19 protein-coding genes and 2 pseudogenes are annotated in these 20,532 nt (G+C 64.0%); 19 read left to right on the top strand and 2 right to left on the bottom strand.

Annotation, left to right across the window (positions count from 1 at the left end):
* Window positions 1-56 precede the first annotated feature (56 nt).
* The 16 genes and pseudogenes from L1080_RS37010 (at window position 57) to L1080_RS36935 (ending at window position 13,142) form a co-directional block, all read left to right on the top strand.
* A complete protein-coding gene (locus L1080_RS37010; RefSeq protein WP_250777276.1) occupies window positions 57-1,205 on the top strand; it encodes an SIR2 family protein in 1,149 nt (382 codons plus the stop codon).
* Entirely contained in the window at window positions 1,198-2,976 is a 1,779-nt protein-coding gene (locus L1080_RS37005; RefSeq protein WP_250777275.1) for an ATP-binding protein, read from the top strand. The genes L1080_RS37010 and L1080_RS37005 overlap by 8 nt, the downstream gene beginning before the upstream one ends.
* On the top strand, window positions 2,976-3,194 hold the full coding sequence (locus tag L1080_RS37000) for a KTSC domain-containing protein (protein ID WP_250777274.1): 219 nt from the start codon (window positions 2,976-2,978) through the stop codon (window positions 3,192-3,194). The genes L1080_RS37005 and L1080_RS37000 overlap by 1 nt, the downstream gene beginning before the upstream one ends.
* 417 nt (window positions 3,195-3,611) lie before the next feature.
* A complete protein-coding gene (locus L1080_RS36995; RefSeq protein ID WP_250777273.1) occupies window positions 3,612-4,145 on the top strand; it encodes a DUF4238 domain-containing protein in 534 nt (177 codons plus the stop codon).
* Window positions 4,142-4,345, top strand: a pseudogene (locus L1080_RS36990) (DUF4238 domain-containing protein); the annotation flags it as partial. The gene L1080_RS36995 and the pseudogene L1080_RS36990, both read left to right, overlap by 4 nt.
* 101 nt (window positions 4,346-4,446) lie before the next feature.
* Window positions 4,447-4,635 (top strand): hypothetical protein, encoded by a 189-nt coding sequence (locus L1080_RS36985; protein ID WP_250777272.1) that lies wholly within the window; start codon window positions 4,447-4,449, stop codon window positions 4,633-4,635.
* 74 nt (window positions 4,636-4,709) lie between these two features.
* Window positions 4,710-5,393, top strand: coding sequence for a hypothetical protein (locus tag L1080_RS36980; protein WP_250777271.1), 684 nt, complete (start codon window positions 4,710-4,712; stop codon window positions 5,391-5,393).
* Window positions 5,394-6,045: 652 nt separating this feature from the next.
* The gene (locus tag L1080_RS36975) at window positions 6,046-6,759 is read left to right on the top strand and encodes a DUF2510 domain-containing protein (protein ID WP_250777270.1); all 714 of its coding nucleotides are present in this window, start codon (window positions 6,046-6,048) and stop codon (window positions 6,757-6,759) included.
* A 68-nt stretch (window positions 6,760-6,827) separates the two neighbouring features.
* Window positions 6,828-6,923 (top strand): annotated as a pseudogene (locus L1080_RS36970) (DUF2510 domain-containing protein); the annotation flags it as partial.
* 267 nt (window positions 6,924-7,190) lie between these two features.
* Entirely contained in the window at window positions 7,191-7,478 is a 288-nt protein-coding gene (locus L1080_RS36965) for a DUF732 domain-containing protein (RefSeq protein ID WP_250777269.1), read from the top strand.
* 569 nt (window positions 7,479-8,047) lie between these two features.
* Window positions 8,048-8,374, top strand: coding sequence for a DUF1016 N-terminal domain-containing protein (locus L1080_RS36960; RefSeq protein WP_250777268.1), 327 nt, complete (start codon window positions 8,048-8,050; stop codon window positions 8,372-8,374).
* 80 nt (window positions 8,375-8,454) lie between these two features.
* Window positions 8,455-9,606 carry a tyrosine-type recombinase/integrase gene (locus L1080_RS36955; protein WP_459032613.1) on the top strand — a complete coding sequence of 384 codons (1,152 nt, stop codon included), beginning with the start codon at window positions 8,455-8,457 and terminating at the stop codon, window positions 9,604-9,606.
* Window positions 9,603-11,423: a tyrosine-type recombinase/integrase gene (locus tag L1080_RS36950; RefSeq protein WP_459032611.1), complete on the top strand. Its 1,821-nt coding sequence runs from the start codon at window positions 9,603-9,605 to the stop codon at window positions 11,421-11,423. The genes L1080_RS36955 and L1080_RS36950 overlap by 4 nt, the downstream gene beginning before the upstream one ends.
* Window positions 11,420-12,043, top strand: coding sequence for a hypothetical protein (locus tag L1080_RS36945; protein WP_250778060.1), 624 nt, complete (start codon window positions 11,420-11,422; stop codon window positions 12,041-12,043). The genes L1080_RS36950 and L1080_RS36945 overlap by 4 nt, the downstream gene beginning before the upstream one ends.
* Window positions 12,043-12,279 (top strand): hypothetical protein, encoded by a 237-nt coding sequence (locus L1080_RS36940; RefSeq protein WP_250778058.1) that lies wholly within the window; start codon window positions 12,043-12,045, stop codon window positions 12,277-12,279. Before L1080_RS36945 ends, L1080_RS36940 begins: the two co-directional genes overlap by 1 nt.
* Window positions 12,216-13,142, top strand: a complete 927-nt coding sequence (locus L1080_RS36935) for a PDDEXK nuclease domain-containing protein (protein WP_459032640.1) — start codon at window positions 12,216-12,218, stop codon at window positions 13,140-13,142. The genes L1080_RS36940 and L1080_RS36935 overlap by 64 nt, the downstream gene beginning before the upstream one ends.
* Before the next feature lie 161 nt (window positions 13,143-13,303).
* Here the strand turns inward: L1080_RS36935 and L1080_RS36930 are convergent, their stop codons facing one another.
* Entirely contained in the window at window positions 13,304-14,041 is a 738-nt protein-coding gene (locus L1080_RS36930) for a DUF2510 domain-containing protein (RefSeq protein ID WP_250773884.1), read from the bottom strand.
* 291 nt (window positions 14,042-14,332) lie between these two features.
* Here L1080_RS36930 and L1080_RS36925 point away from each other — a divergent pair, with 291 nt between their 5' ends.
* Window positions 14,333-14,647, top strand: a complete 315-nt coding sequence (locus L1080_RS36925) for a hypothetical protein (RefSeq protein ID WP_250773882.1) — start codon at window positions 14,333-14,335, stop codon at window positions 14,645-14,647.
* 705 nt (window positions 14,648-15,352) lie between these two features.
* Here L1080_RS36925 and L1080_RS36920 read toward each other — a convergent pair.
* Entirely contained in the window at window positions 15,353-16,510 is a 1,158-nt protein-coding gene (locus L1080_RS36920; protein WP_250773881.1) for a hypothetical protein, read from the bottom strand.
* 1,239 nt (window positions 16,511-17,749) lie between these two features.
* Between L1080_RS36920 and L1080_RS36915 the strand changes: the two genes are divergently transcribed.
* Entirely contained in the window at window positions 17,750-19,123 is a 1,374-nt protein-coding gene (locus L1080_RS36915) for an ATP-binding protein (protein ID WP_250773880.1), read from the top strand.
* A complete protein-coding gene (locus L1080_RS36910) occupies window positions 19,113-20,393 on the top strand; it encodes a tetratricopeptide repeat protein (RefSeq protein ID WP_250773879.1) in 1,281 nt (426 codons plus the stop codon). The genes L1080_RS36915 and L1080_RS36910 overlap by 11 nt, the downstream gene beginning before the upstream one ends.
* The last annotated feature ends 139 nt before the right edge of the window (window positions 20,394-20,532 follow it).

Below are 20,532 nucleotides of genomic sequence, written 5' to 3'. Positions count from 1 at the left end.
CGACTGCCTGTAACGGCGCCTGCGCGCCAAATGAAAAACAGTGAAATGAGGAACTTATGCCCGATCATGATGTGCTCACATTCGCGCGAGGTCTCAGCGGAAGGCTTGCGACACGATCACGCCACGTATCAGCCTTCCTCGGTGCCGGCACCTCGAAAGCATGCGGGTTACCCGATGTTGCCGCGTTGCAGAGAGCTATCTCGAGCAAGTTGGAAAAAGGGAACAAGACTCACTTCGACAACCTCATCACCGACCGGGACCTCGAGCAGGCACTGAGTCGTCTCCGCCGTATCGCCGCCATCGTCGAAGGCACCGACCGAGTTGACGGTCTCGATGCGCAATCCGCGAAGGACCTCGACAGCAGCATCTGTGAGGTGATCGTGTCTGAAATCGCAGAAAGCGACAGCAATCTCGATCCGGTACAACTGTTCGCGGCCTGGGTTGCACGCGCCGACTACACACGCCCGATTGAAATCTTCACCGTCAACTACGACCTCCTGCTCGAACAAGCATTGGACAGTGCGGGAGTGCCCTACTTCGATGGATTCGTCGGCTCCCTCCGCGCACGTTTCCGCAGCGATCTGGTCGAAGCATCGCCATCGAGCGACGACTACATCCCCCGTTTCTTCGCGCGCCTGTGGAAACTCCACGGGTCACTGAACTGGGCACGGTCAGATTCGGACGTGGTCCGACTCGGCCACCCTGTTCCCGGCGGCACCCCCGCGGCGATCTACCCCTCTGATACCAAATACGAAGAGTCCCGACGTGTTCCGTTCGTCGTGCTGCAGGATCGCCTACGACGAGCACTGAACGAACCCGAGTCGTTGACCCTGGTCACCGGCTACTCATGGTCGGACGCACACCTGAACGAACTCTTCTTCGACGCCACCACACGCCGCCCACGTTCGGAGGTGATCGCGTTCTGCTTCGACACGATTCCCGACGAACTCGCTGCCCACGCGACCAAGACACCCAACCTGCAGGTCGTCACCCAATCCGAGGCGATCCTTGGTGGGATCCGCGCACCATGGAGCATCCCCGCCGACGCCGACGATCTGCCGGCCGATATCTGGAAGGGCAACTCTGTCGCGCTCGGTGACTTCCGATCGTTGGCCCAGTTCTTGGCGCGGGCCACAACCACACCGTCGGCGAGCGAACAACCGATTCCGGCGAACCGAACCGACTCCAGGGATAGTGATGGCTGACCACGGACCCACTCATATCGGCCGGGTGCGACACGTGCTCGGATCGCAGGTGACGGTCGAGCTCGATCGCAACCTCGCCGGGGTCGCTCCCGTGTTCCGGGGCCAACTGCAAACGATCGGGCAGATTGGATCGCTCGTTCGGATTCCACAGGGCATCGTCGACCTCATTGCGACGGTGACCCTGGTCGGGATTGCCGAGCTCGCGGGCGCACAGCCTCCGACCGAGACGCTCCATTCCGGGGAACGGTGGCTTCAGGTGCAACTCTTGGGTGAAATCGACCGAGGCACTGGTCGTTTTCAGCGTGGTGTCGGCACCTATCCTGGCCTCGACGACCCCGTCCACTTTGCCCTGATCGAGGAGTTGGCGACCATCTTCCCGACTCCTAGTGACCGATATGTGCGGATCGGGCACGTGTCTGCCTCGGGCCGGGTCCCGGTGGCACTCGACGCCGAGAAGTTCGTCATGCGCCACTCCGCGATAGTCGGTTCAACTGGTGCCGGCAAGACGAGCGCTGTCGCGTCGATCCTGCAGAGTCTCGGCAGTGGTGGTTGGTCGTCCGCGAACATCGTCGTCATCGACACCCACGGCGAGTACTCACGCGCACTCGGAGATCAGGCGTCAGTCCGTTCCGTCCTCGGAACTGGGGATAGCCAACTGCAGGTTCCCTACTGGGCACTGCCGGCGGCAAGCATCCTTGCCGCCTTTACTGACACGACCCCGGGAGCGACCACTGCCAAAACATTCGGCTCACTGGTCACCGACGCCCGGAAAATCTTCGCCGAGAAGTGCAGCTGGCTCAGTCTCGCCCCAGAAACCGTCACCGCGGACACACCGATCCCTTTCGATATCAGACAGGTGTGGTACGACCTGGACTTCGAGAACCGCGAAACACGACATGTCAAAAACGATCCCGCCACCGCGTGCGTCACCGATCCCGGTGACGCATCCACCTTGAGACCCGCGACGTTCGAACATTACGGCCCTGGAGGGAAGTCACCGCACCAGAACCCCAACTACGGAGTTCATGGCAGCATCCCCGAACTTCTCCGCATCGGACTGCAGGATCCCCGCCTGGCCTTTCTCCGTGAACCAGAAGGAACCTTCGTCGGAGACGATCCGCTCGCGATGTGCATGCAGCAATGGCTCGGGCTGTCCAAACCCACGTCGGTGCTCGATTTCAGCGGTGTCCCATCGAACAGCGCCGAACTCGCGATTGGGGTCATTCTCCACCTGCTGTTCGAAACGGCAATCCGCACAGCAGCAGACGAACCTGGAATCGGTCGGGCCCGACCCGTACTGATCGTGCTGGAAGAAGCGCACCGTTATCTCAACGACTCAGCCGCACCCATGGCACGAGCGGCCGCCAACCGCATCGCACGCGAAGGACGCAAGTACGGCATCGGCCTGCTCCTCGTAACCCAACGCCCGTCCGAACTCCCCGATACCGCACTGTCTCAATGCGGGACACTAATCGCACTCCGGCTCAGCAACAGCTCCGACCAGGCAAAGATCAGACACGCTCTACCCGACAGCGTCGCAGGACTTGCCGAAACCCTCCCCTCACTTCGAACAGGCGAGGCAATCGTCGCCGGCGAAGCACTCGTACTACCAGTACGCACTATCATCGATCGCCCCGATCCACTCCCGCTAGCCGAAGACCCGACGCTCGAGTCTTGGCGCAAAGACCCCACCGCACCGGATCTCTCGTCCGCACTTGCCCGGTGGCGTGGAATGTACAACGTAACCGAAACCGAAGGAGCAGCAACGTAATGCAGCTGGACTGGCAACCTGTCGACTCGAAACGAATCGTCGCCGAAGCCTACAACCCTGACACCGAAACCATCTACGTCCGGTTTCCCAACGGGATCGAATGGTATTACGAAGCATGCACACCCGACGTCTGGGAAGCCTTCACCAGCCCCGGACAGTCCCGGGGACAGTTCCTTCACCACACCCTCAACGACAAGCCGAACAGACGTCACGGATGACAGAACCCTTGCTTGACATCACCCATCAGGCCCACCGCTGAGCGACTTCGTTCGGCCCCGATCAGGTGAAGATCGGAAGCCTGACCCTTCAAGAAGCGAGGGGTCAGGCCCTATCGGGCGCGAAAACGAGCGCGCCCTCACGCCACAGCCGTTCACGGCACTCATGGGATAGCATGCAGGTCCCCTTGACACGGTTGCCTGCACGGGCCGATTTGGAACTTGACTATGCATGGTTCGTCGGCGCACATCGCTTAATGACAGTTTCCGAGCAACGCATCTATGCCTCCGCTCCGCCCTCCCCAAACTGGGCGTTCCCGATAGGTCCAACACCGTCGCGACACCGCCTTCGCCAAGCGTGACGAGCTTTTGCGGAAACTGTCCTTCGACATCGCTGCACTGGCGCTTAGCATACTGTGGATGCCACAGATCGCGCGCCGCCACCACACTGTGCCCAAGTTCTATCTCAATGGTTTCGCAAACCACGGCGGACGGATCGGGCTTGTTCGGCTGCCCTGCGATGTACGAACCGTCCAACCGACCAAGGACGCATCGGTGATCAAGAACTTCTACAACATTGACACCGCCACTGGCCAGCCGGACGCTGTGGAGACGTTCATCAGTGAGCAGATCGAAGGCCCCGCCGCTCGCGTTTTCGAGAAGATTCGGAACCGAGACGGCTGGCCGCTCGACGCACGCGACCGTGAGGCGCTCGCGGCGCTCGTGGCATTTCAGCACATGCGCGGCCCCGATTCTCGTCACAGGCTCGGCCAGATCGCCACCGCAATCGGGCGGGTCGCTGCCTCCATAGATCGTGGGCGCGACAACTTGAGGGCGGACGCGCGTGCCCGAGGGGTGGAGGTCTCGGATGCACAGGCCGACGAGATGTGGACATTCTTCGCTCAGCCCGACGGGCTCTCGGCGGCAACCATCTCGGAGGCGCAATCAGAATGATGATCGATACCCTTGCGGATGTCATGCCCTACTACTACATTGGCCGGCAATGGACACTGGTGCGGTTTCGTCGCAAGTACCTGCTGACATGTGACACTCCAGTTAGCCTGCTGCCGCACCCCAGCGCACATCCCAACGCAGGCCTCGGCCTCGCGACGGCAGCGGCGATCATTCTCCCGGTGTCGCGAGACACCGGACTGATCATGGACGAATCGACCAACTTGATCGATGAAAAGGCGGTCCCCTCATTGCAACCGGGCGATTCGACCGCAGCATCGAGGGCACCACGAACCTCGCCACAATGTTCAACCAAGCATCGATCACTAACGCCCGACAGGCGGTCTATCACCACCCGGACGATCTCCACCTGGTGCCGGCCGACCTTCACGAACCACGCGAGTTCGAGATCATGACCGGGCGGATCGACACCTCCGATGCCGTCCCTGCGACTGCCACGATTAACGGTGATCTACGCACGACACGAAGCTGAGCCCGCGACACATGAGAAACCCCCCCGATCGCTTACACGGATCAGACCGAACGGGGTGCGCTAGCGTCAGACCCATGCGTCGTGCCTACATCGAAGCCCATGTGCCCCTTCGTCGAGCAGTCCAAACTGCCCTGGATTGGGCGGCGGGGAACGCCACGATCCATGTGCCAGACAGCAGCTCTGTCCGGGACAACGAGTGGATTGAGGGGCTTGGCATCCCGATTACTTCCTCGTCCTCCAAATCCCGCCTACACGGACCGCCACGAGGGATTGTCATCGGGTTCTGTCTCAACCTATCCGAGGTGCTCGAGGTCGAGCGTAGCGCGGGAGTCGGAGGCATCGTTGTTGTGCAGGCCCATGGTCCGGTGAGGTACGCCGAGAGCGCGCCCAGCCACGCCCCATGGATCACCGCCTTCGACGTTGAGCATCTTGGCGGAGAGGAGATCGCGCGGATTCCCGAGGCATCAGCGCCGCTCAAGGCAGCCGTGAACGGACTCTCCGGGATCGCAGTGGTCAATCAGGGACTTCTAGACAACCGGGAGCGATCGGGTGCCGTGCAGACGTTGACATATCTCCGCGACCACGGCGTCACCCTAGAGCCGGACGGACTGATGGTGGAAGCAATGCGGAACGGTTGGGGAGGCACTGGGCCGGAAGACCTGCGGAAGATTGCTGTCGATCTCAACGCCGGCAAGGCACTACGGTTCACCAAGCGCATCACCCCAGAACGCCTTGAGCAATGGGTTCAGACGAAGTGACCACCAGCTGCGAAAGCGATTGCCTTCTTTCTGACACTTCCACGTGAGCTGTCGAGCGTCACGCTCGATTGAGCACATCTCCCGCCCGCGGTCGGCGTGTCGGCGTGCGAAAAGCTGGTTGTGTGCGCTGTCCACACCGCTAATGGTGGCAGCCTGGACAACGATCCACTCGACTGTTTCGAAGCCTCCGGCAACGAAGCGACGGAACAGCTCGAGTTCCATACCGTCACACCCTCCCGGCCGTGCGCCGCCGCGACGAGGGCCTGGACGTTGCGTCGGCGCACTTCGACATCGGGGCGTCGTCGAAGCAGTCCGTCGATCGCGGTGGGTGGGGTGAACCGTCCGCCGAGCGATGCGGGGTCGGCGTGCCAGGCGAGGCGGCCGTGCCACCCGCGGGACAGCGCCTGCTCATGAGCAGTGTCCCGGGGTACTTCGTGGATGCGCTGTGGTCGGTTGCGGATCTTAGAACGCATCCCGCTTGTAGGCAGCTTCCATCTCTGAACCGATTTCAGCGAGCCAGTCGTGGTGTCGTTGAGTCACATCCGGACATTAGACCCGTCGGCCAGCCCCTTTGTGTGGCGTTTGCTTGTTAATAGCCGATACAGTCACGCGACCTATACCGCACGTCCAGTTCGTCTGGTTTGATGCGCAGGTGACGACACCGACGCCTCCGGTTGGATGGAACCCCGACCCGGACGGCAAGCCGCACCTGCGCTGGTGGGATGGCAAGCAATGGACCTCTGCCACCAAAGCCCTACCCCGCACGGCAACACCAGACGGGCCTGGCTGGTTCCCACTTCCCTCCAACCCCGAGATCGAGCACTACTGGGATGGAGAGAAGTTCACGGAGCAGCGAACCGTCGCGGCGACGACTGAGCAGCGCGCGAAGGGATCGAAAGGGAAATTTGCTCTTGCGATCGCAGCCGTTGTCGCACTCGCACTCGCAGTCACTCTTTACGCCCGGGGCGACGCCGAGGATGACAAGAGCGCGAACGCTCCGGCCAGCAGTGCGGCACGGACCACGGTCTCATCTGTAATCATTTCTCGGACAACATCCCCGGTGTCGACACCGGTTGTCCCGCTCACTACACCGGCGCGCACAAGCGCGACGCATCAAACTGTCGACGCCACGCTGGTCGAGGTTCTCGACGCCGAGGGGATTCGATACTCCAGCAAAGTGGCAATCGTCGACCTCGCCCAGGGCGTGTGCAACGACTTCGGTAGGGGTGCGAATTACGCCGACGAAGTCGCCGGGGTGACCATCGGCAGCAACGGCGCGTACGACCTCGCCGACGCATCATTCATCGTGGGAGCGGCGGTCGCGGGCTACTGCCCGCAATTCGAAAGCGCACTACCAGGTAGGTGACTACCCGACCTCACCCGCTATCTGAAGGAGCACCAAGTCATGTCCCGAACGTCTGGTTTGACACCCGCATGACGACCCCAGCACCCCCAGCAGGATGGCATCCCGACCCTGAGGGAAGACCTCAACTTCGCTGGTGGGATGGGAGTCAGTGGACGTCTGCAACCAAGCCGCGAGCGATCCAAGAGGGTCCGAAAGATCCGCCGCCGCCAATCGATCCGAAGGTGCGGAAGCGAAACAACCTGGTTGCGGCAGGGGCCTTAGCCGCGGTTGCCGTCGCGTTTATCGGGTTCAGCGCTTTCGCTGCGAACGATGAAACTTCGACCGCGTCGAGTTCGCGCGAAACGACTACGGAAACCACGACCGCCACGACGGCGGCCGCGACAACAACGACGACCCGTTCTCGGCCGCCAGCAGCCTATGTCCCACCAGTGGTGCGTACGACAACGACCAAGGCGATCTCGATCGACAGCGCGGGGGCTCCCATCTTCATCGCCGCACTCAATCGACTCGACTTCCCGAATGAGTACGGGAACGACTATCTCTACCTCCAGGCCATTTACGTGTGCGCATCGCTCGATGAGGGGAAGACGTTCGTCGCCACAGGAGCGGGACTGCTCGAGAGCAACCCTGGATGGACACCAGAGCAGGCCGGCCAGCTCGCAGGCATTGCAATCGGCGCCTTCTGCGACCAGCACGAGGGGAAGATCCCCGGCCGGTAGGTGGTAGCTACCCTGAGAGTGCGGGGCCGATGCAGATCCCACGGGGTCAGCGGCGGTCCCGCCCGCTGTCATCGCGATACACATGGGCGGGCTCCCCGTCTTGCAATTCTCCATTTTTCTGGTGTGAGATTGTTCGGCCACCCAATGCAGAGCGAGTCTCTTGCTGCTTGTCCCCTGCCGTGGTGTCGTGTCATTCACGCCGACACCACCCCGCACAACCTCACCGTCGGCGTCGAGAACCCTGCCAGCGAACCCCCAGCGCTGGCGGGGTTCGCCTATCCGACCCTTAACCTGCGGTTCACCGCGTTTTGTCCTCTCTACACGCGTTCGGGCGGGTCGCGAGTCACCGCGTAGGCACCTCATCCATCCTTCAACCGGACAGACGCCTGAAAACGCACTGACTTGCACTTCCTCGACCGAACACCCTCGGCCTGCCCATTTACCGCGTCTTTCCTCGTCTCGAGGAGCGCCGACCAGCCGGTGCCTCCGAGCTCGATACCGAAGACCGGATGTATGTCTGCACGCCCGGCTGCACCGTCGGTCGGTCGGATGGGAGAAGATTGGCGACGATGAGTCGAGCAGAAGAAATCGAGCCCGCCGGGTACGGCGCATTGCTCGAGGACATCAAGTCCCAGGTCCGCACCGCCCGTGTCCATGCTGCTCGCAAGGTCAACACCGAACTGATCATCTTGTATTGGAAGATCGGGAAGCTGATCCGCGCTCGGCAGAGCGAGGAAGGGTGGGGGGCCCGGGTCATTGCCCGGCTCGCCGACGACCTGCGCACCGAGTTCCCCGGCATGCGAGGACTGTCGCAACGCAATCTGGTCTACATGCGAACCCTTGCCACCGCATACCCCGACTCAATTGCGCAGCACCCTGTTCTCGGTACCTCCTGAGCAATCACGACCACGTGCGGAAAGCGCCGTCTGGCGACACGCCCACGAGGTTCTCGGTACCGCTGGCGCATGCTCCTACCGTGAACCCTGTGGGCTACCAACGGTTGCGCATCGACACCCCGAGCATCGGAAGCTACTACGCCGTCGTCGACGACGAGTACGTGCCGCACGCACTCGTATCGAGGTGGCTCGAGGTCCGGTTCTTCGGTCGCGCCCATGCGGAGACTACGAGCGCGCAGTACGCGAGTTCGCTGGCCCTCTTCCTCGGCTGGGTCGAACGTACCGGCCGCGATCTGCCCAGCGCCGCGCACGACCTACATCTGTTCCAGGCGTACCTGTCCACGGCGCCCCTCACTTCGGGGCCATGTGCTGGACGGCCGCGCAGAGTTGGGCGCATCAACCGCATTCTGGTCGCGGTCCGAGAGTTCTACCGTTTCGCCGTGGCGGAAGGTGCTCTACCACGCGCCGTGCTCGACATGCTGTTCGAGATGCCCAACGAGAACGGGTTCGGTGCCCGGAACGGGCCGCGGGTACGACACCGGGGACGGGAGCCGCGCCGGGCCAGTGCACCGGACCAGGCCACCGCGGCCGAGGTGACCGAACTCCTACGGTCGGCGACCACCGCACGCGACCGGTTCCTGATCATGCTGCTCGCACTGACGGGGCTGCGGGTGGGGCAGGCTCTCGGGTTGCGCAGGCAAGACCTGCATCTCGTCCCGGACGCCTCCCGTCTCGGGCTGTCGATCCCCGGCACCGAGCAACTCTGCCGGATCCCGGGCGAACATATGCACATCGTCCGACGGCGGAACCCGAACCGCGCCTGGTCGAAGGCCGGCTTCGACTTCACCGTGCCCGTGCCGGCCATCCTGCTGGCTCTCTATGACCGGTACACCGACGAACGCGAGCGGTGCCGGGAGGCGGCAGACAATGACATGCTCGTCGTCGCGCTCAGCGGGCCGACACGCGGGAACGCCATGTCGGCTCGCAACCTCCACAAGACCTTCGAACGCCTCGCAGGTGCCGCCGGACTACGGCACATCCACCCGCATATGCTCCGCCATTTCGCAGCCTCCGAGCACCTCGCCTCGGGCACCACACGCGATGAACTGCAGACACTGCTGGGCTGGGCCAGTCCGGCCTCGGCCGAGCCGTATATCCACGTCAATGCCGACCGCAGGCGCGACGCGGTCGACCGGTTAACCGAGCGACTGACGGCCGAGGCGTGGCAATGACCTCCGTTGCATCCGAAACTGCTGATCTGCAGGATCATCCGTTCTCCGATGCGATCGAGGCGCAATACCCGCTCGACGTCTGGGATCTGCGCGTCTTCGGCTACGCCGATGGGATAAGGAGGGCGCGCTTTCGAGGCCGTGCGGATCGCGCCGGCCGAGGAGCAACGGACATCACGCAGCGATGGCTGCTCGACGCCGCGAAGGAATGGGTTCTGCGGGCAGGACTGCGGCAGGTCAGCACGTCCTACATCGACGATGTGGTCTTGTCGCTGGCACTACTGTCGTCGACGCTCAATGAACGGAGTGATCGTGGTGACTTTCCGGATAGATTGTCTCGCAACGACATAACAGCACATTTGATCCGTCTCGGGCAGCTACGGGAGGGTGGCCTGCTTACCGTGAAGGGCCAGCAGCGCGCAGTGCGCTACCTGGCTCGCGTCCTCGAGGACACCCGCAGTTGGGGCCTTCACACGGCCGCGTCCCGCCAGGGATTACCTGAATCCTTTGCGGTGCTCCGCGACGACCTGCCTGCACGGTCGCTGCGCGGCCCAGACGAACCGAGCAGGGCCCTGCCGCGGTCCGTTGTCCGCCAACTGCTCGCGCCCGCTGCCCTGGCTCGGCTGGAAGCCCGGGGCGGAAAGTGGGCGGTCAATTGGTTCACGCTCGCGCTCGGCACCGGGCGGCGGCCCGGCGAGCTGACCGGATTGCCGCTGGAGGGATGCTTGGACTACAACGTTCACCGCGACGAAAAGGGCGTCGAGCGCAGGTATCCGGTGCTCGTGCATAACATGCCGAAGGTGGGGATCGTCGGCTACCGCCTGCCGATCAGCGGCGACATCGCAGCCGTCGTCGAGGACCAGCAACATCTCGTGCTGGCAGCGCATCAGAGCACGGATCCCAGCCGTCTGCCACTGTTCCCGGCGCCGCACCGCAACCCGGACGGGGTGCGTGCCGTCGCCACCTGGCAGGTTGCGGTGAAGCTGCGGGACTGGGTCGAGGAGCTGCCTGAGTTGCGGGCACCCGACAGCCACGAGGACGGACGAGCAGCCGACAGTGAGGGCTCACATGACTTCCCGCGGAACAAGGTCCACCCCTACGCGCTGAGGCACACCTGGGCGCAGGACCACGCCGACGCGGGCACGGCCTTGGAGGTGCTCCAGGACCTGATGGGGCATGGCAAACCCACCACCACACAGATCTACTACCGGATGACGCAGGAACGACGCCGCGGGGCGGTGACCCGGCTGAGCCGACTACAACTGTCGAACACGGGCTCGCTCGTCGCCGCCGGCCTGCGGGTGCTCGAGGCCGAGGAAGGCCTTCGTTCAGAGGTCGGGTCCGTCGCGGTTCCCTTCGGAATGTGCGTCGAGCCCACCAACGTCCAAGCCGGCGGACACAGCTGCCCCTACCGGCTGCGATGCCTTGGCTGCTCGCATTTTCGGACCGATCCCTCGTATCTTCCCGAACTCTCCGAATACCTATCCCAGTTGCTGATGTCGAGAGAACGCCTCACCGCGGCGCGCGAGGAGCTCGAACCGTGGGCACGGCAAAACGCCATGCCCGCCGACGAGGAGATCGAACGGGTGCGGTTCCTGATCCGACGCTGCCAGGACGAACTCAGCTCCCTGACCGCCCAGGAGCGCGCTGAGGTCGAGGCCGCGGTCGCCCAGGTGCGCACCGCCCGGGCCGGCACCACGCAGGCCGTGCCGCTGCAGCTACTCGGGGTCGTGTCGGTCGATGAGCCTAGTGTGTTCCCCACCTCCTTCCAGCGGCTGCGTTCGGCCACCAGCGTGCCGCCGACGGGGAGGGTTCGATGACACCGTCGAGCGACGACCGCACCGCGGGCATGCGCCGCCAGCGGCACACCCAAAGCGAGGCCAAACATCACGCCGTCCGGGCCGCCGTGGATACCTGCGTAACCCGCGGACTTCCCGAGTCCGCGGCCAGCATCGCCCGGAACGCCGGAACTACAGAGACGTTCCTCTACCGGCACGAAGGCCGGCCATGCGCGATTTGCGACGAAGTTTTCGGCAGCGGACCTGTTAGCTACTACCGGGAGCAAATGCGGCGCATCACCGACTCCCGGGACCAGCGCAGTGACCGGGACGGGCGCGTCACCGCGGCCACGGCGCAAGCCGATCTTGCGAACACCAGAGCCGCGAACCAACGCCTGCGCCAACAGGTTAGGGCGCTCGAGCGAAGGCTGGGAGAAGTCACCGGCGAGCACGTCGAGGCCGGTCTCCCGGAGCTGGCCCGGCTTGCCCGGGACGTTGACCCACCCGCCGGCCGGCGCATCGCCGAGCTTTCGGACCAGGTGTGGCAGCTCACCGTCGCCCTGGCCGAACGGGACGAGGAACTCGACGCCGTCCGTCGGCTCAACACCGATCTCACGCGGCGACTCAACAGTCACACTCTCTCCCCGCGTGAGGAGGCATGATGACTGACAACTCTGACGCCCGCGATCGCGCAGCGCACCCGCCGATGTCGAGGTCGGCGGTGGTTCCTTCCTCCACCGACGCCGCCCGCATTGTTGAGATCCTGCAGCTTCTGGCCGCGTTCGACTCCACGCAACCAGCCGAGATGACCGCACCCTTCTACGAGCACGGCTACTGGGAACTGCACCTGGCCGTTCGCGATCTGCTTCGCATCCTCGGCCACGACCCCGACGACTGACCTGCGCAGGATGCACGTGCGCAAGACCACCAACGCACGCATTCTCCCAGGTAAAAACATGGATCAGTGGTCGGAAGTACCGAGAACAGGCTGCTGCGCAATTGCCGTGGGGACACATCCTCGTCCTCCTCGACCGTCTCCCCGACCCCAGTGTCCGCGACTGGTACGCCGGCCAGGCCGCCCATCACGGCTGGTCCCGCGCGACACTCGTCCATCACATCAGTTCGGATCGGCATCTGCGGGTGGGTGCCGCACCGAACAATTTCCCCACCACGCTGCCGGCGCACGAATCCGACCTCGCCCACGAGATCCTGCAGGATCCGTACAACCTCGACTTCCTCGGCCTCGACGCCGGTTACAGCGAACGCGACCTCGAAGATGCCCTCATCGGCCGACTCACCCATTTCCTCACCGAGCTCGGTGGTGGTTTTTCCTTCGTCGGACGCCAGTACAAGCTCACCGTCGGCAACTCCGACTTCTACCTCGATCTGCTGTTCTTCCACCTGGGCCTGCGCCGCTTCGTCGTCTTCGAGCTCAAGATCGGCCACGCCGAGCCCGAACACATCGGCAAGCTCAACTTCTACGTCAACGCCGTCGATGACCTGCTCCGCAAACCCGAGCACGGCGACGGCACCACCATCGGCATCCTCCTCGCCGCCGACCGCGACGACATCGTCGTCGAATACGCCCTTCGCGGTCTGGACTCCCCGCTCGCCGTCAGCACCTACACCACACACCGGTCCCTGCCCGCCGACGTCCGGCCCGCCCTGCCGACAGCGGCCGACCTCGCCGACGTCATCCGGGACGTTCGACACCCCCACGACTCCCAGACCCCTCTCCCCGGGCCGGCAACCGACAGCTGACCATCCGCTCACCAGGTGGGGTGAACGCTCTGCCACACGGGTCCAGGCACCCTCAAGGGGCATCGCGTACCGGTAGATCAATCAGGACCACTGGCTAGGCGGAAACACCGCCTCGAGAGGTCATTCCCGAGGGAACGAACGCCGGAAATCCAGAAGTTGGTTCAGTTCGCCGACCGCCAGCGGTCCTCACCGTCGGAGCCGCGGGCGCACACCATCGGGGTGCCCTTGATGGTTACCCCCGCCGCACCCGGAGTGCTGCAGTAAGAACCCGGATGCACCGTGCCGGCGGACGACTGGTCACGAGTGGTGACCGGCGGCGGTGTGTACTGCATCGTGGGCTGAGACTGGGTGCGCGGTGTCCAGGTGGATCCGCAGAGGGCGTCACCTTCCGAGCCCATCGCTTCGCGCCAGGCCGCATCGCTGCACGAGTACTCGAGCGATCGAGTCGGGCCGGGTGGGACCGTCCCGGCTTGCGTCGTCGGCACGTACACCTCGGTCGTGGTCTCAGCCACCTGCGGCTCTATCGGCACCGGAGCAAGGGAGGTCGTTGTCGGCGACGCCTCGGACGTGGTCACAGGGTGCGTCGTCGTGGTCGTCGGAGTAACTGAGCTGGTCACGGTAGCAACGACGGTGGCCGAGTCCGGCCGCTGGTCCTCCCCGGCTGCCGCCGCCGCGGCGATCACGACACCAGCACCGAGGGCGACCACGCCGAGGAGCCATGGCCAGCTTCGGCGCCCGGTTCCATTGTCGTTCGGAGTGCCGGTGCCGGCAGCGGCGAAAAGCTGAGTCCTGGCGTCACTGCCCCTGGGGTGGGTGTGCCCCGTCCACTGATGACCGTCCCAGTACCGATCGAGGGCAGGGTCGTGGGGATCGGGGTGCCAGCCGGCAGGAGGATTCATGTCGGTCGATCCGTTCTCAGGAAGGTTGTCCGCAGGAACGTCGTATAGATCGACCGGTGTGTTACAGCCCCACCCCGAACGGGGAAGCAATGAGTGTCACCCCTGCGTACGGTTAATGCGCTACTGCTCCGAAGGGGCGCGGGGTTTCGCGGTTGCGACGCGAGCCGCGAGACCGGGCGCGGGCCCACAGCCACGGTCAGTGGTGAGACGCGTTCGTCGGAGAGGCCGCGGTAGCTGGAGGTGACCTGCGAGAATGGGCGGTGGGTCGGGGCCCGCACCACCGGAGGACTCATGTCTCGGTTTCTGCGCATCACCTTCATCGCATCCACGGCGGCTGCGGCCCTGTCCCTGACCGCGGCGCCCGCACACGCCACGCCGACCGTCCCGAGCGGGTGCGCAATGCAAAGCTTCCTCATCGGCGCCATGTCGACGTGCGACCCCGGGACGGTGAACACGCACCAGGTGGAAATGGGATGCCTGCCCCTCGGCGGATGGCCATACCAGAGCTATCGCGCGTGGGGACCGGAGGTACCTCCGTCCCTGCCTTCCATTGCATTGTGCGGTGGGCTGGGTTTCGGGGGCGGAGCTGCCGTGCACACCCGATAGCGCCGACGCGGCCTTTGCCCGCACCCGCGCTCCAGGCGCCCTGTAGACATGGTGTTCCCCGGGTTGGTTCCACCGGTCGGCGGTCCGCGCCAGCAGAGTTCAACCTGCTGTATCGAGAAGACGTGAGGGCTCAAGGACGTCTGGGCACACAAAGGTGTTTGTCGCATCGGTCGACGACATCGACGAAACCTTCCTCCGCGAGAAGGCCAGAAGCATCACCCTTTCCGTCAACGGGTGGACTACGAAAGACAGATACGCCAGCAAGTTCCTCAGGAGATTGGATTCTTCATCGAGCACGCCATCCAAGCCGGTAGCCGCACACGACGCTCGAATCGTCCCGGACGCCCCCAGGCCGGCGGCACGGAAACGTCAAGAAGCAGTCCGATTATTCTCGGTGGTGCGCCGACCCGGCGAAGGTACTACGCCGACCAGCGGCGTCATCATGACGTATCTGCCCCACTGACGTGCTACGTGCAGACGACGGAGCAGCAGACGCGAGAGATCCGTTCAACAGAAACGTTCGGAGTAACGCCTGACAGCCCCGCCCGATACACCAATCAGGTTCGGGAGACCTGGAACCCAGCATGAACATGTAGGAAGATCCCTTCATGATCGATGGCCTTCGTCGGCCCGAAAGCTACAGCCGGGTGGGAGAATCGATAGGCGCAGCTCTCCCGATGCTCGAAGGTTCAGCAGGCCCCCTCCCTAGTCGTTCTGGGCAGCGACTTCGATGACGAGGCCGACGATGCTGAAGAGAAGACCGAGCAGGAACGGCCCGACAAGGTAGACGCCGATCAAGATCTCTGCGGGATTCCCGGTGAACAAGGCGCGCAGAAGGTCACCGATGACCCACCACCACACGACCGCACCCGCAACCAAAAGACTGATACCACCTACCAGGCTGAACGCCCCGTACCAGGGCAGCCAGGACGGTTGGGCGGTGATCGGGGATTTCGGTTTCCGCCGGAGTGTCTCGCCGAGTGCGGCGCGGGCACGGATCGCCAGGTCGGGTTCGTCGAGGTAATCAGCTAACGCGATCTGGCCGTCGACCTGCAGGATCGGCAGCCCGTTGTCGGCCATGTTCAGCATTCCGGTGATCGCCATCCGCCAGCACACGGCAATGAACAGAGTGGTGGAACTGGCCTGAGCGACGAACGCAAGAATGCTGACAGTGACCGCATCGACCGCGAGCCCGGCCAACGCCTGGATGATCCGGGCGCGCCGGGGAAGGGTGACCCCGGAAGAAGAATCGACATAGAAACACAGGGCACCCCAATAGAATCCGCACCCGGCGCGGCCGGGAGTGCGCCCATAGTGCACGAGGGCAACGGCATGCCCCATCTCGTGGGCGGCGGCGCAAGCGAGCCCGATCATTAATCCGAGGGTGGCATCGATCCAGGGCCGGGAACTGACCTGCGGGACGTCCGGGCGACCGATCAGCAGCGATACCAGTCCCGTGGCGACTATCGCGACCACCAGGAAGCGTCCGTAGATCGTAGACAGGAACGGGAACAGGATGCGGTGAACAATTCGGGCCTGGTGCGCGATACCGGTGATCTCTAGGCCGGAGCGGGTGAGGATCACCCGTTTCGGCGGCACCTGTGCGGCCGGTGCCGGTCCGCTGCCGGGGGCGGCCGGGTCACGCAGGAGGCCAGCATCGAGCATGTCGTGCACGAGGAGTTGGGCCTGCGCGTCGTCGCCCAGCTGCCGGGTGAGATCGGCGGCGGTGGGGTGGGCGGCGAGAAGTTCGGGAAGACGGTTCGCGTGGGCGTGATCGAGCAGGTACGGGTCACCGTCGGGGTTGGAAAGCACCAGCCCGCGCTTACTGATCCGCCAAGAAACGGTGTCGGCGAACTGCACCATTGAGGCCACCTCGTGCGATCCCCAGTTTGAAAGACCGTGTATCGAGCATGTTCTCCCGCCACGAAGCGTGTCAATCGTTCCACTCCGGGCTGCGTGCCGGGATGCTCGTTTAGCGGTGTGCCGGGTGAGTGAGCGACTTGGTCCTGTGAGCGCTCGAGGTTCGTCGCCGATCAGCGCCCACTCCGCTAGTTCCGATCGAACCTGCATCGTCGTGGTGTTGCAACCCGCAGTTCGAAGGGTGCTTAACGCGCCCCTTGAGTCGACAGAAGAACCATGGCGAGAAACACCAAGTCGGACGACGCGTCTGTTTCGACCCCAGAAGGCCACTTGCCGGTCGGTTTTTCGTTGTCGAGGCTCGTAGCTCTTTCGTGCACATCCGGGCTAGTTTTGACCCAGCTCCTGCTGAGAACGGCTCAGTCAGCGAACTCGACCGCCCGACCCCGTGGTCCGGCCGCCACAGCGATACCGCGACGCGCTGATACGCAATGCCCATTCCGGGACAGACTTCCCGTCACCTACCCGGGCCTTAAGGATTCGTTCAGCACTTCATAGGCGTGGGGCGGAACACTTCCTTTCATCGGCAACGGCGTAGAGATCGATTGAAACGCAAAGCCCGGACCCTGGCCACGACGCTTACGTCGCTGCCCGTCACTCGCGAGGAGGTGAAGACCATGCTTCAACGTCTCGGACGCCGCCTCACCCGCGGCAACAGGCGTGGCGGGTAACAGGGCACGGCACGGTGGCCGCTGTTGCCGTCAGTGAAGGCAGCCAATGGCACATAATCCGGACCCGCACGCCCGACACCTATCACAGAACGCCTATTCAGAGGAGGTGAAGACCATGCTTCGACGTCTCGGACGCCGCCTCGCCCGGGGTAAGAGAGGTGGGTAAGTACTAGCGTCGGCGAGCGGACTCCGGGCCCCGAGTCTGACCTGGATCCAGATTCGGGTCAGAGGGCCTGGGTCTCGCTCGTCGGCTGGGATGAACATGCGCGTCATCGACCAGCTTAATCGGGTGCGCACTACCGGCCCGACATCGGGTCAGCCACTCGACCAGTTGAATTCACCAGGCATTTCGACTCACACCAGGTGGGCGATCGGCCTCCGCCAGGGAGATGACCGCTAGCGTTCGCGATCTCTCCGGCGGGGCTCGCTCGGGCGGGTAGCCTACGACACACATGTGTGTACAGAATCGGGCGGCGGGTTTCGGGGGCCTGCGCGCAGTGAATGAGAGTCAAGCATGGGCGACAGTAGCGCACTCGACGCGATGCGGGAGGCAGCCCGGCTGTCGCCGGGCAACTTCCCACTGCGACGACTCCTCGCCGATGCCCTGCTTGCGGCAGGGCATCCCACCGAAGCGGAAGCGGCGTATCAAGCGGCCCTGCTCCTGGCCCCGGGAAACCGGGACGTCATCATCGGGATTGCGGAATCGTTTGTTCGGCAGGGGAAAAGCGGTGCCGCACTGATCGCACTCGAATCGCTTCCCGCCGAACCCAGGCCGCCGGCACGGGCAGGGATCGTGGCCGCAATGGCGCTTCTCGGCGACGGTGACATCGCGGCTGCAGCAGCCCACTACCAACACGCCGTCAACGAGGACCCCTCACTCGCTGATCCCGACCTCGCCGCGCGAGTGGGCGCTCCCGACACCCCACCGACCGCGGTGCACACTCCTCCGGATGGCCCACAGCGGGTGCGTGTAGGGGGCGCCGTCGCACAGGACGATGGCCCGGCAGAACCGATAGTCGATGCGCAGCGTTCTGACGTCACCTTCATTGACGTCGCCGGGATGGAGGCGGTAAAAAACACGCTGCGGATGAAGCTGTTGCTTCCCTTTCAGAAACCGGAGCTGTTCGCCGCATACGGAAAGAAGGCCGGCGGGGGCCTGCTGCTCTATGGTCCGCCGGGGTCGGGAAAGACCCATCTCGCGCGGGCCACTGCGGGTGAGCTCGGCGCCGACTTCATCGACGTCGGACTCGCCGATATCTTGGACATGTGGGTTGGTTCGAGTGAACGCAACCTGCACAGCATCTTTCAGATGGCCCGACGCCGCACTCCGTGTGTGCTGTTCTTCGACGAAGTGGACGCGCTCGCGTCACGTCGGTCGGACATGCGTGGGCACAGCCGCCACATCATCAACCAGTTCCTCGCGGAACTCGACGGCGTCGATGACCGAGCAAATGAGGGGATACTCGTTCTCGCCGCCACCAATGCACCCTGGTACGTCGACACCGCATTCCGTCGACCGGGACGCTTCGGCGAGATGGTTTTTGTGCCGCCACCTGACACGCGAGCACGCGCCGCGATTCTCGAGATCTTGTGTCGCGGCAAACCGACGACTCGGCTGGACCTGGACACCCTGGCAGCGGCCTCCGAGGGATTTGTCGGAGCCGACCTCAAAGGCGTCCTCGACCAAGCCATCGAGAGCAAGCTTGTCGATTCGATCCACGCCGGATACCCACTACCGCTCACCACGGAGGATCTACTCAGGGTAATTCGCACTGTCACACCGACGGCGGTGCGGGAATGGCTTCTGACCGCGCGCAATTATGTGCTCCATGCCAACGAGAGCGGTGTCTGGGACGAACTGCTGCCCTGGCTGCGCGATGTCCGATGAACGAGGCCGGGGTTCTTCTCCCGGCCGCTGGGGCGCGCAGGTCGCCGTCGAGCGTGCCCGAATCCTGTTGGCCGTCCGCCGGCATCTCGACGCCGAACGGGAACTGCGCCGCGCGCTGGCGGACGAACCCCAACATGCTGAAGCGCACGCCGTTCTGGCGGTTGTGCTTGCCGGGCTCGATCGGTCGGCGGAGTCGGTGAGCGAAGCACGCGAGTCCGTTCGTCTCGCACCCGACTGGTGGTATCCGCATTACGTTGCCGGCCGGATGTTTTACTACGCCGGAAACAACGAGGAGGCGCTGCACGCGGCACTCGCTGCGACGACGATCGATCCGACCGTCTCGTCGATCTGGATCCTGATTGCACGCGTGCACCTCGCACGTCGGGAATTGGCCTGGGCGATGGCCGCCATCCGCGAGGGACTCACGCACGATCCCGAGAACAGCGAATTGCTCAGCCTGATGTCGCTCGCGCTCACCGACGCACGGGACGTGCCAGGCGCTCTGGCCTGGGCGGAACAGGCAATCCGGTTGGAGCCGGAAAGCCCGTTCGCCCACCTCGTTTACGGGTTCGCGGTCCGCGCAACTGAGAAGCCCGAGCGCGCGTATGCCGCGTTTCGTGAAGCGCTGCGCCTCGACCCGACCATGGATGCCGCGCGGGATGCCCTCGTCGAGACGGTGAAGCGTCGGAACTCGTTGTATCGAAGTCTGTTCGATACCTTGCATGCAGACACCCATGAGTCGTGGCTGCCGTTCTGGATATGGGCGGTGCTGTTCGCGTGCCTTTCCGTCGCGCATTGGGGGCTGTGGGTACTCGACGCAATACTGACCACCTTGTTGTCGTTCCACAGAACCGATCGTCATCTGCTTCCTTTCGCGGACGTCCGTGTGGCCCGGTTGTGCGCCGCGGTCCTCGGTGTCGGATGCGTCATCCTTCTTGGGGGGAAAGTCGCCGGATCCGTACCGGTGGGTTGGATCGGCGTCGCGGTACTCGGTCTGGTAACACCGATCCAGGAGGCTCATGCCGAGGACGGACGGCTGGGTAAGCGATTGCTGTGGGCTTGGTCGGGGCTGCTTGCCGTTATACTTGCATATTCTCTGGTCACGACCCTATCGGCCGCTTCGCCGGACAGCGTCGAGGAGATCGGATTCTGGGTCGGTTGCGCCGCAATCCTCACTGTCTGGGCACCACCGCGGGTACGGAAAACTTGGGGGTTCGGCCGACGCGCCGACACAACACATCACCGATCGTCTGGGAGTCGAGACCTCTGATCCCCCGAAACACGACAATCTCGGTAGCCCACCCTTATGTACATAGGGGAAGCACCTCGGCACTCATCGGTAGCTGGGGCTACATCACACATCGTGCCGACCGCGCCGGCCTGTCGGCACCGCGGTAGGGCACAGCCAC

Source organism: Rhodococcus sp. MSC1_016, assembly GCF_023667485.2.
Lineage (GTDB): Bacteria > Actinomycetota > Actinomycetes > Mycobacteriales > Mycobacteriaceae > Rhodococcus_F > Rhodococcus_F oxybenzonivorans.
The sequence above is the reverse complement of the archived record's forward strand: the minus strand, read 5'-3'. Positions and strand labels throughout refer to the sequence as shown.

What these genes read in the sequence shown, in the direction of transcription:
- L1080_RS37010 (WP_250777276.1), top strand. Translation starts at nt 57, where the DNA reads ATGCCCGATCATGATGTGCTCACATTCGCGCGAGGTCTCAGCGGAAGG.
- L1080_RS37005 (WP_250777275.1), top strand. Translation starts at nt 1,198, where the DNA reads ATGGCTGACCACGGACCCACTCATATCGGCCGGGTGCGACACGTGCTC.
- L1080_RS37000 (WP_250777274.1), top strand. Translation starts at nt 2,976, where the DNA reads ATGCAGCTGGACTGGCAACCTGTCGACTCGAAACGAATCGTCGCCGAA.
- L1080_RS36995 (WP_250777273.1), top strand. Translation starts at nt 3,612, where the DNA reads ATGCCACAGATCGCGCGCCGCCACCACACTGTGCCCAAGTTCTATCTC.
- L1080_RS36985 (WP_250777272.1), top strand. Translation starts at nt 4,447, where the DNA reads ATGTTCAACCAAGCATCGATCACTAACGCCCGACAGGCGGTCTATCAC.
- L1080_RS36980 (WP_250777271.1), top strand. Translation starts at nt 4,710, where the DNA reads ATGCGTCGTGCCTACATCGAAGCCCATGTGCCCCTTCGTCGAGCAGTC.
- L1080_RS36960 (WP_250777268.1), top strand. Translation starts at nt 8,048, where the DNA reads ATGAGTCGAGCAGAAGAAATCGAGCCCGCCGGGTACGGCGCATTGCTC.
- L1080_RS36950 (WP_459032611.1), top strand. Translation starts at nt 9,603, where the DNA reads ATGACCTCCGTTGCATCCGAAACTGCTGATCTGCAGGATCATCCGTTC.
- L1080_RS36945 (WP_250778060.1), top strand. Translation starts at nt 11,420, where the DNA reads ATGACACCGTCGAGCGACGACCGCACCGCGGGCATGCGCCGCCAGCGG.
- L1080_RS36940 (WP_250778058.1), top strand. Translation starts at nt 12,043, where the DNA reads ATGACTGACAACTCTGACGCCCGCGATCGCGCAGCGCACCCGCCGATG.
- L1080_RS36930 (WP_250773884.1), bottom strand. Translation starts at nt 14,041, where the DNA reads ATGAATCCTCCTGCCGGCTGGCACCCCGATCCCCACGACCCTGCCCTC.
- L1080_RS36925 (WP_250773882.1), top strand. Translation starts at nt 14,333, where the DNA reads ATGTCTCGGTTTCTGCGCATCACCTTCATCGCATCCACGGCGGCTGCG.
- L1080_RS36920 (WP_250773881.1), bottom strand. Translation starts at nt 16,510, where the DNA reads ATGGTGCAGTTCGCCGACACCGTTTCTTGGCGGATCAGTAAGCGCGGG.
- L1080_RS36915 (WP_250773880.1), top strand. Translation starts at nt 17,750, where the DNA reads ATGGGCGACAGTAGCGCACTCGACGCGATGCGGGAGGCAGCCCGGCTG.
- L1080_RS36910 (WP_250773879.1), top strand. Translation starts at nt 19,113, where the DNA reads ATGTCCGATGAACGAGGCCGGGGTTCTTCTCCCGGCCGCTGGGGCGCG.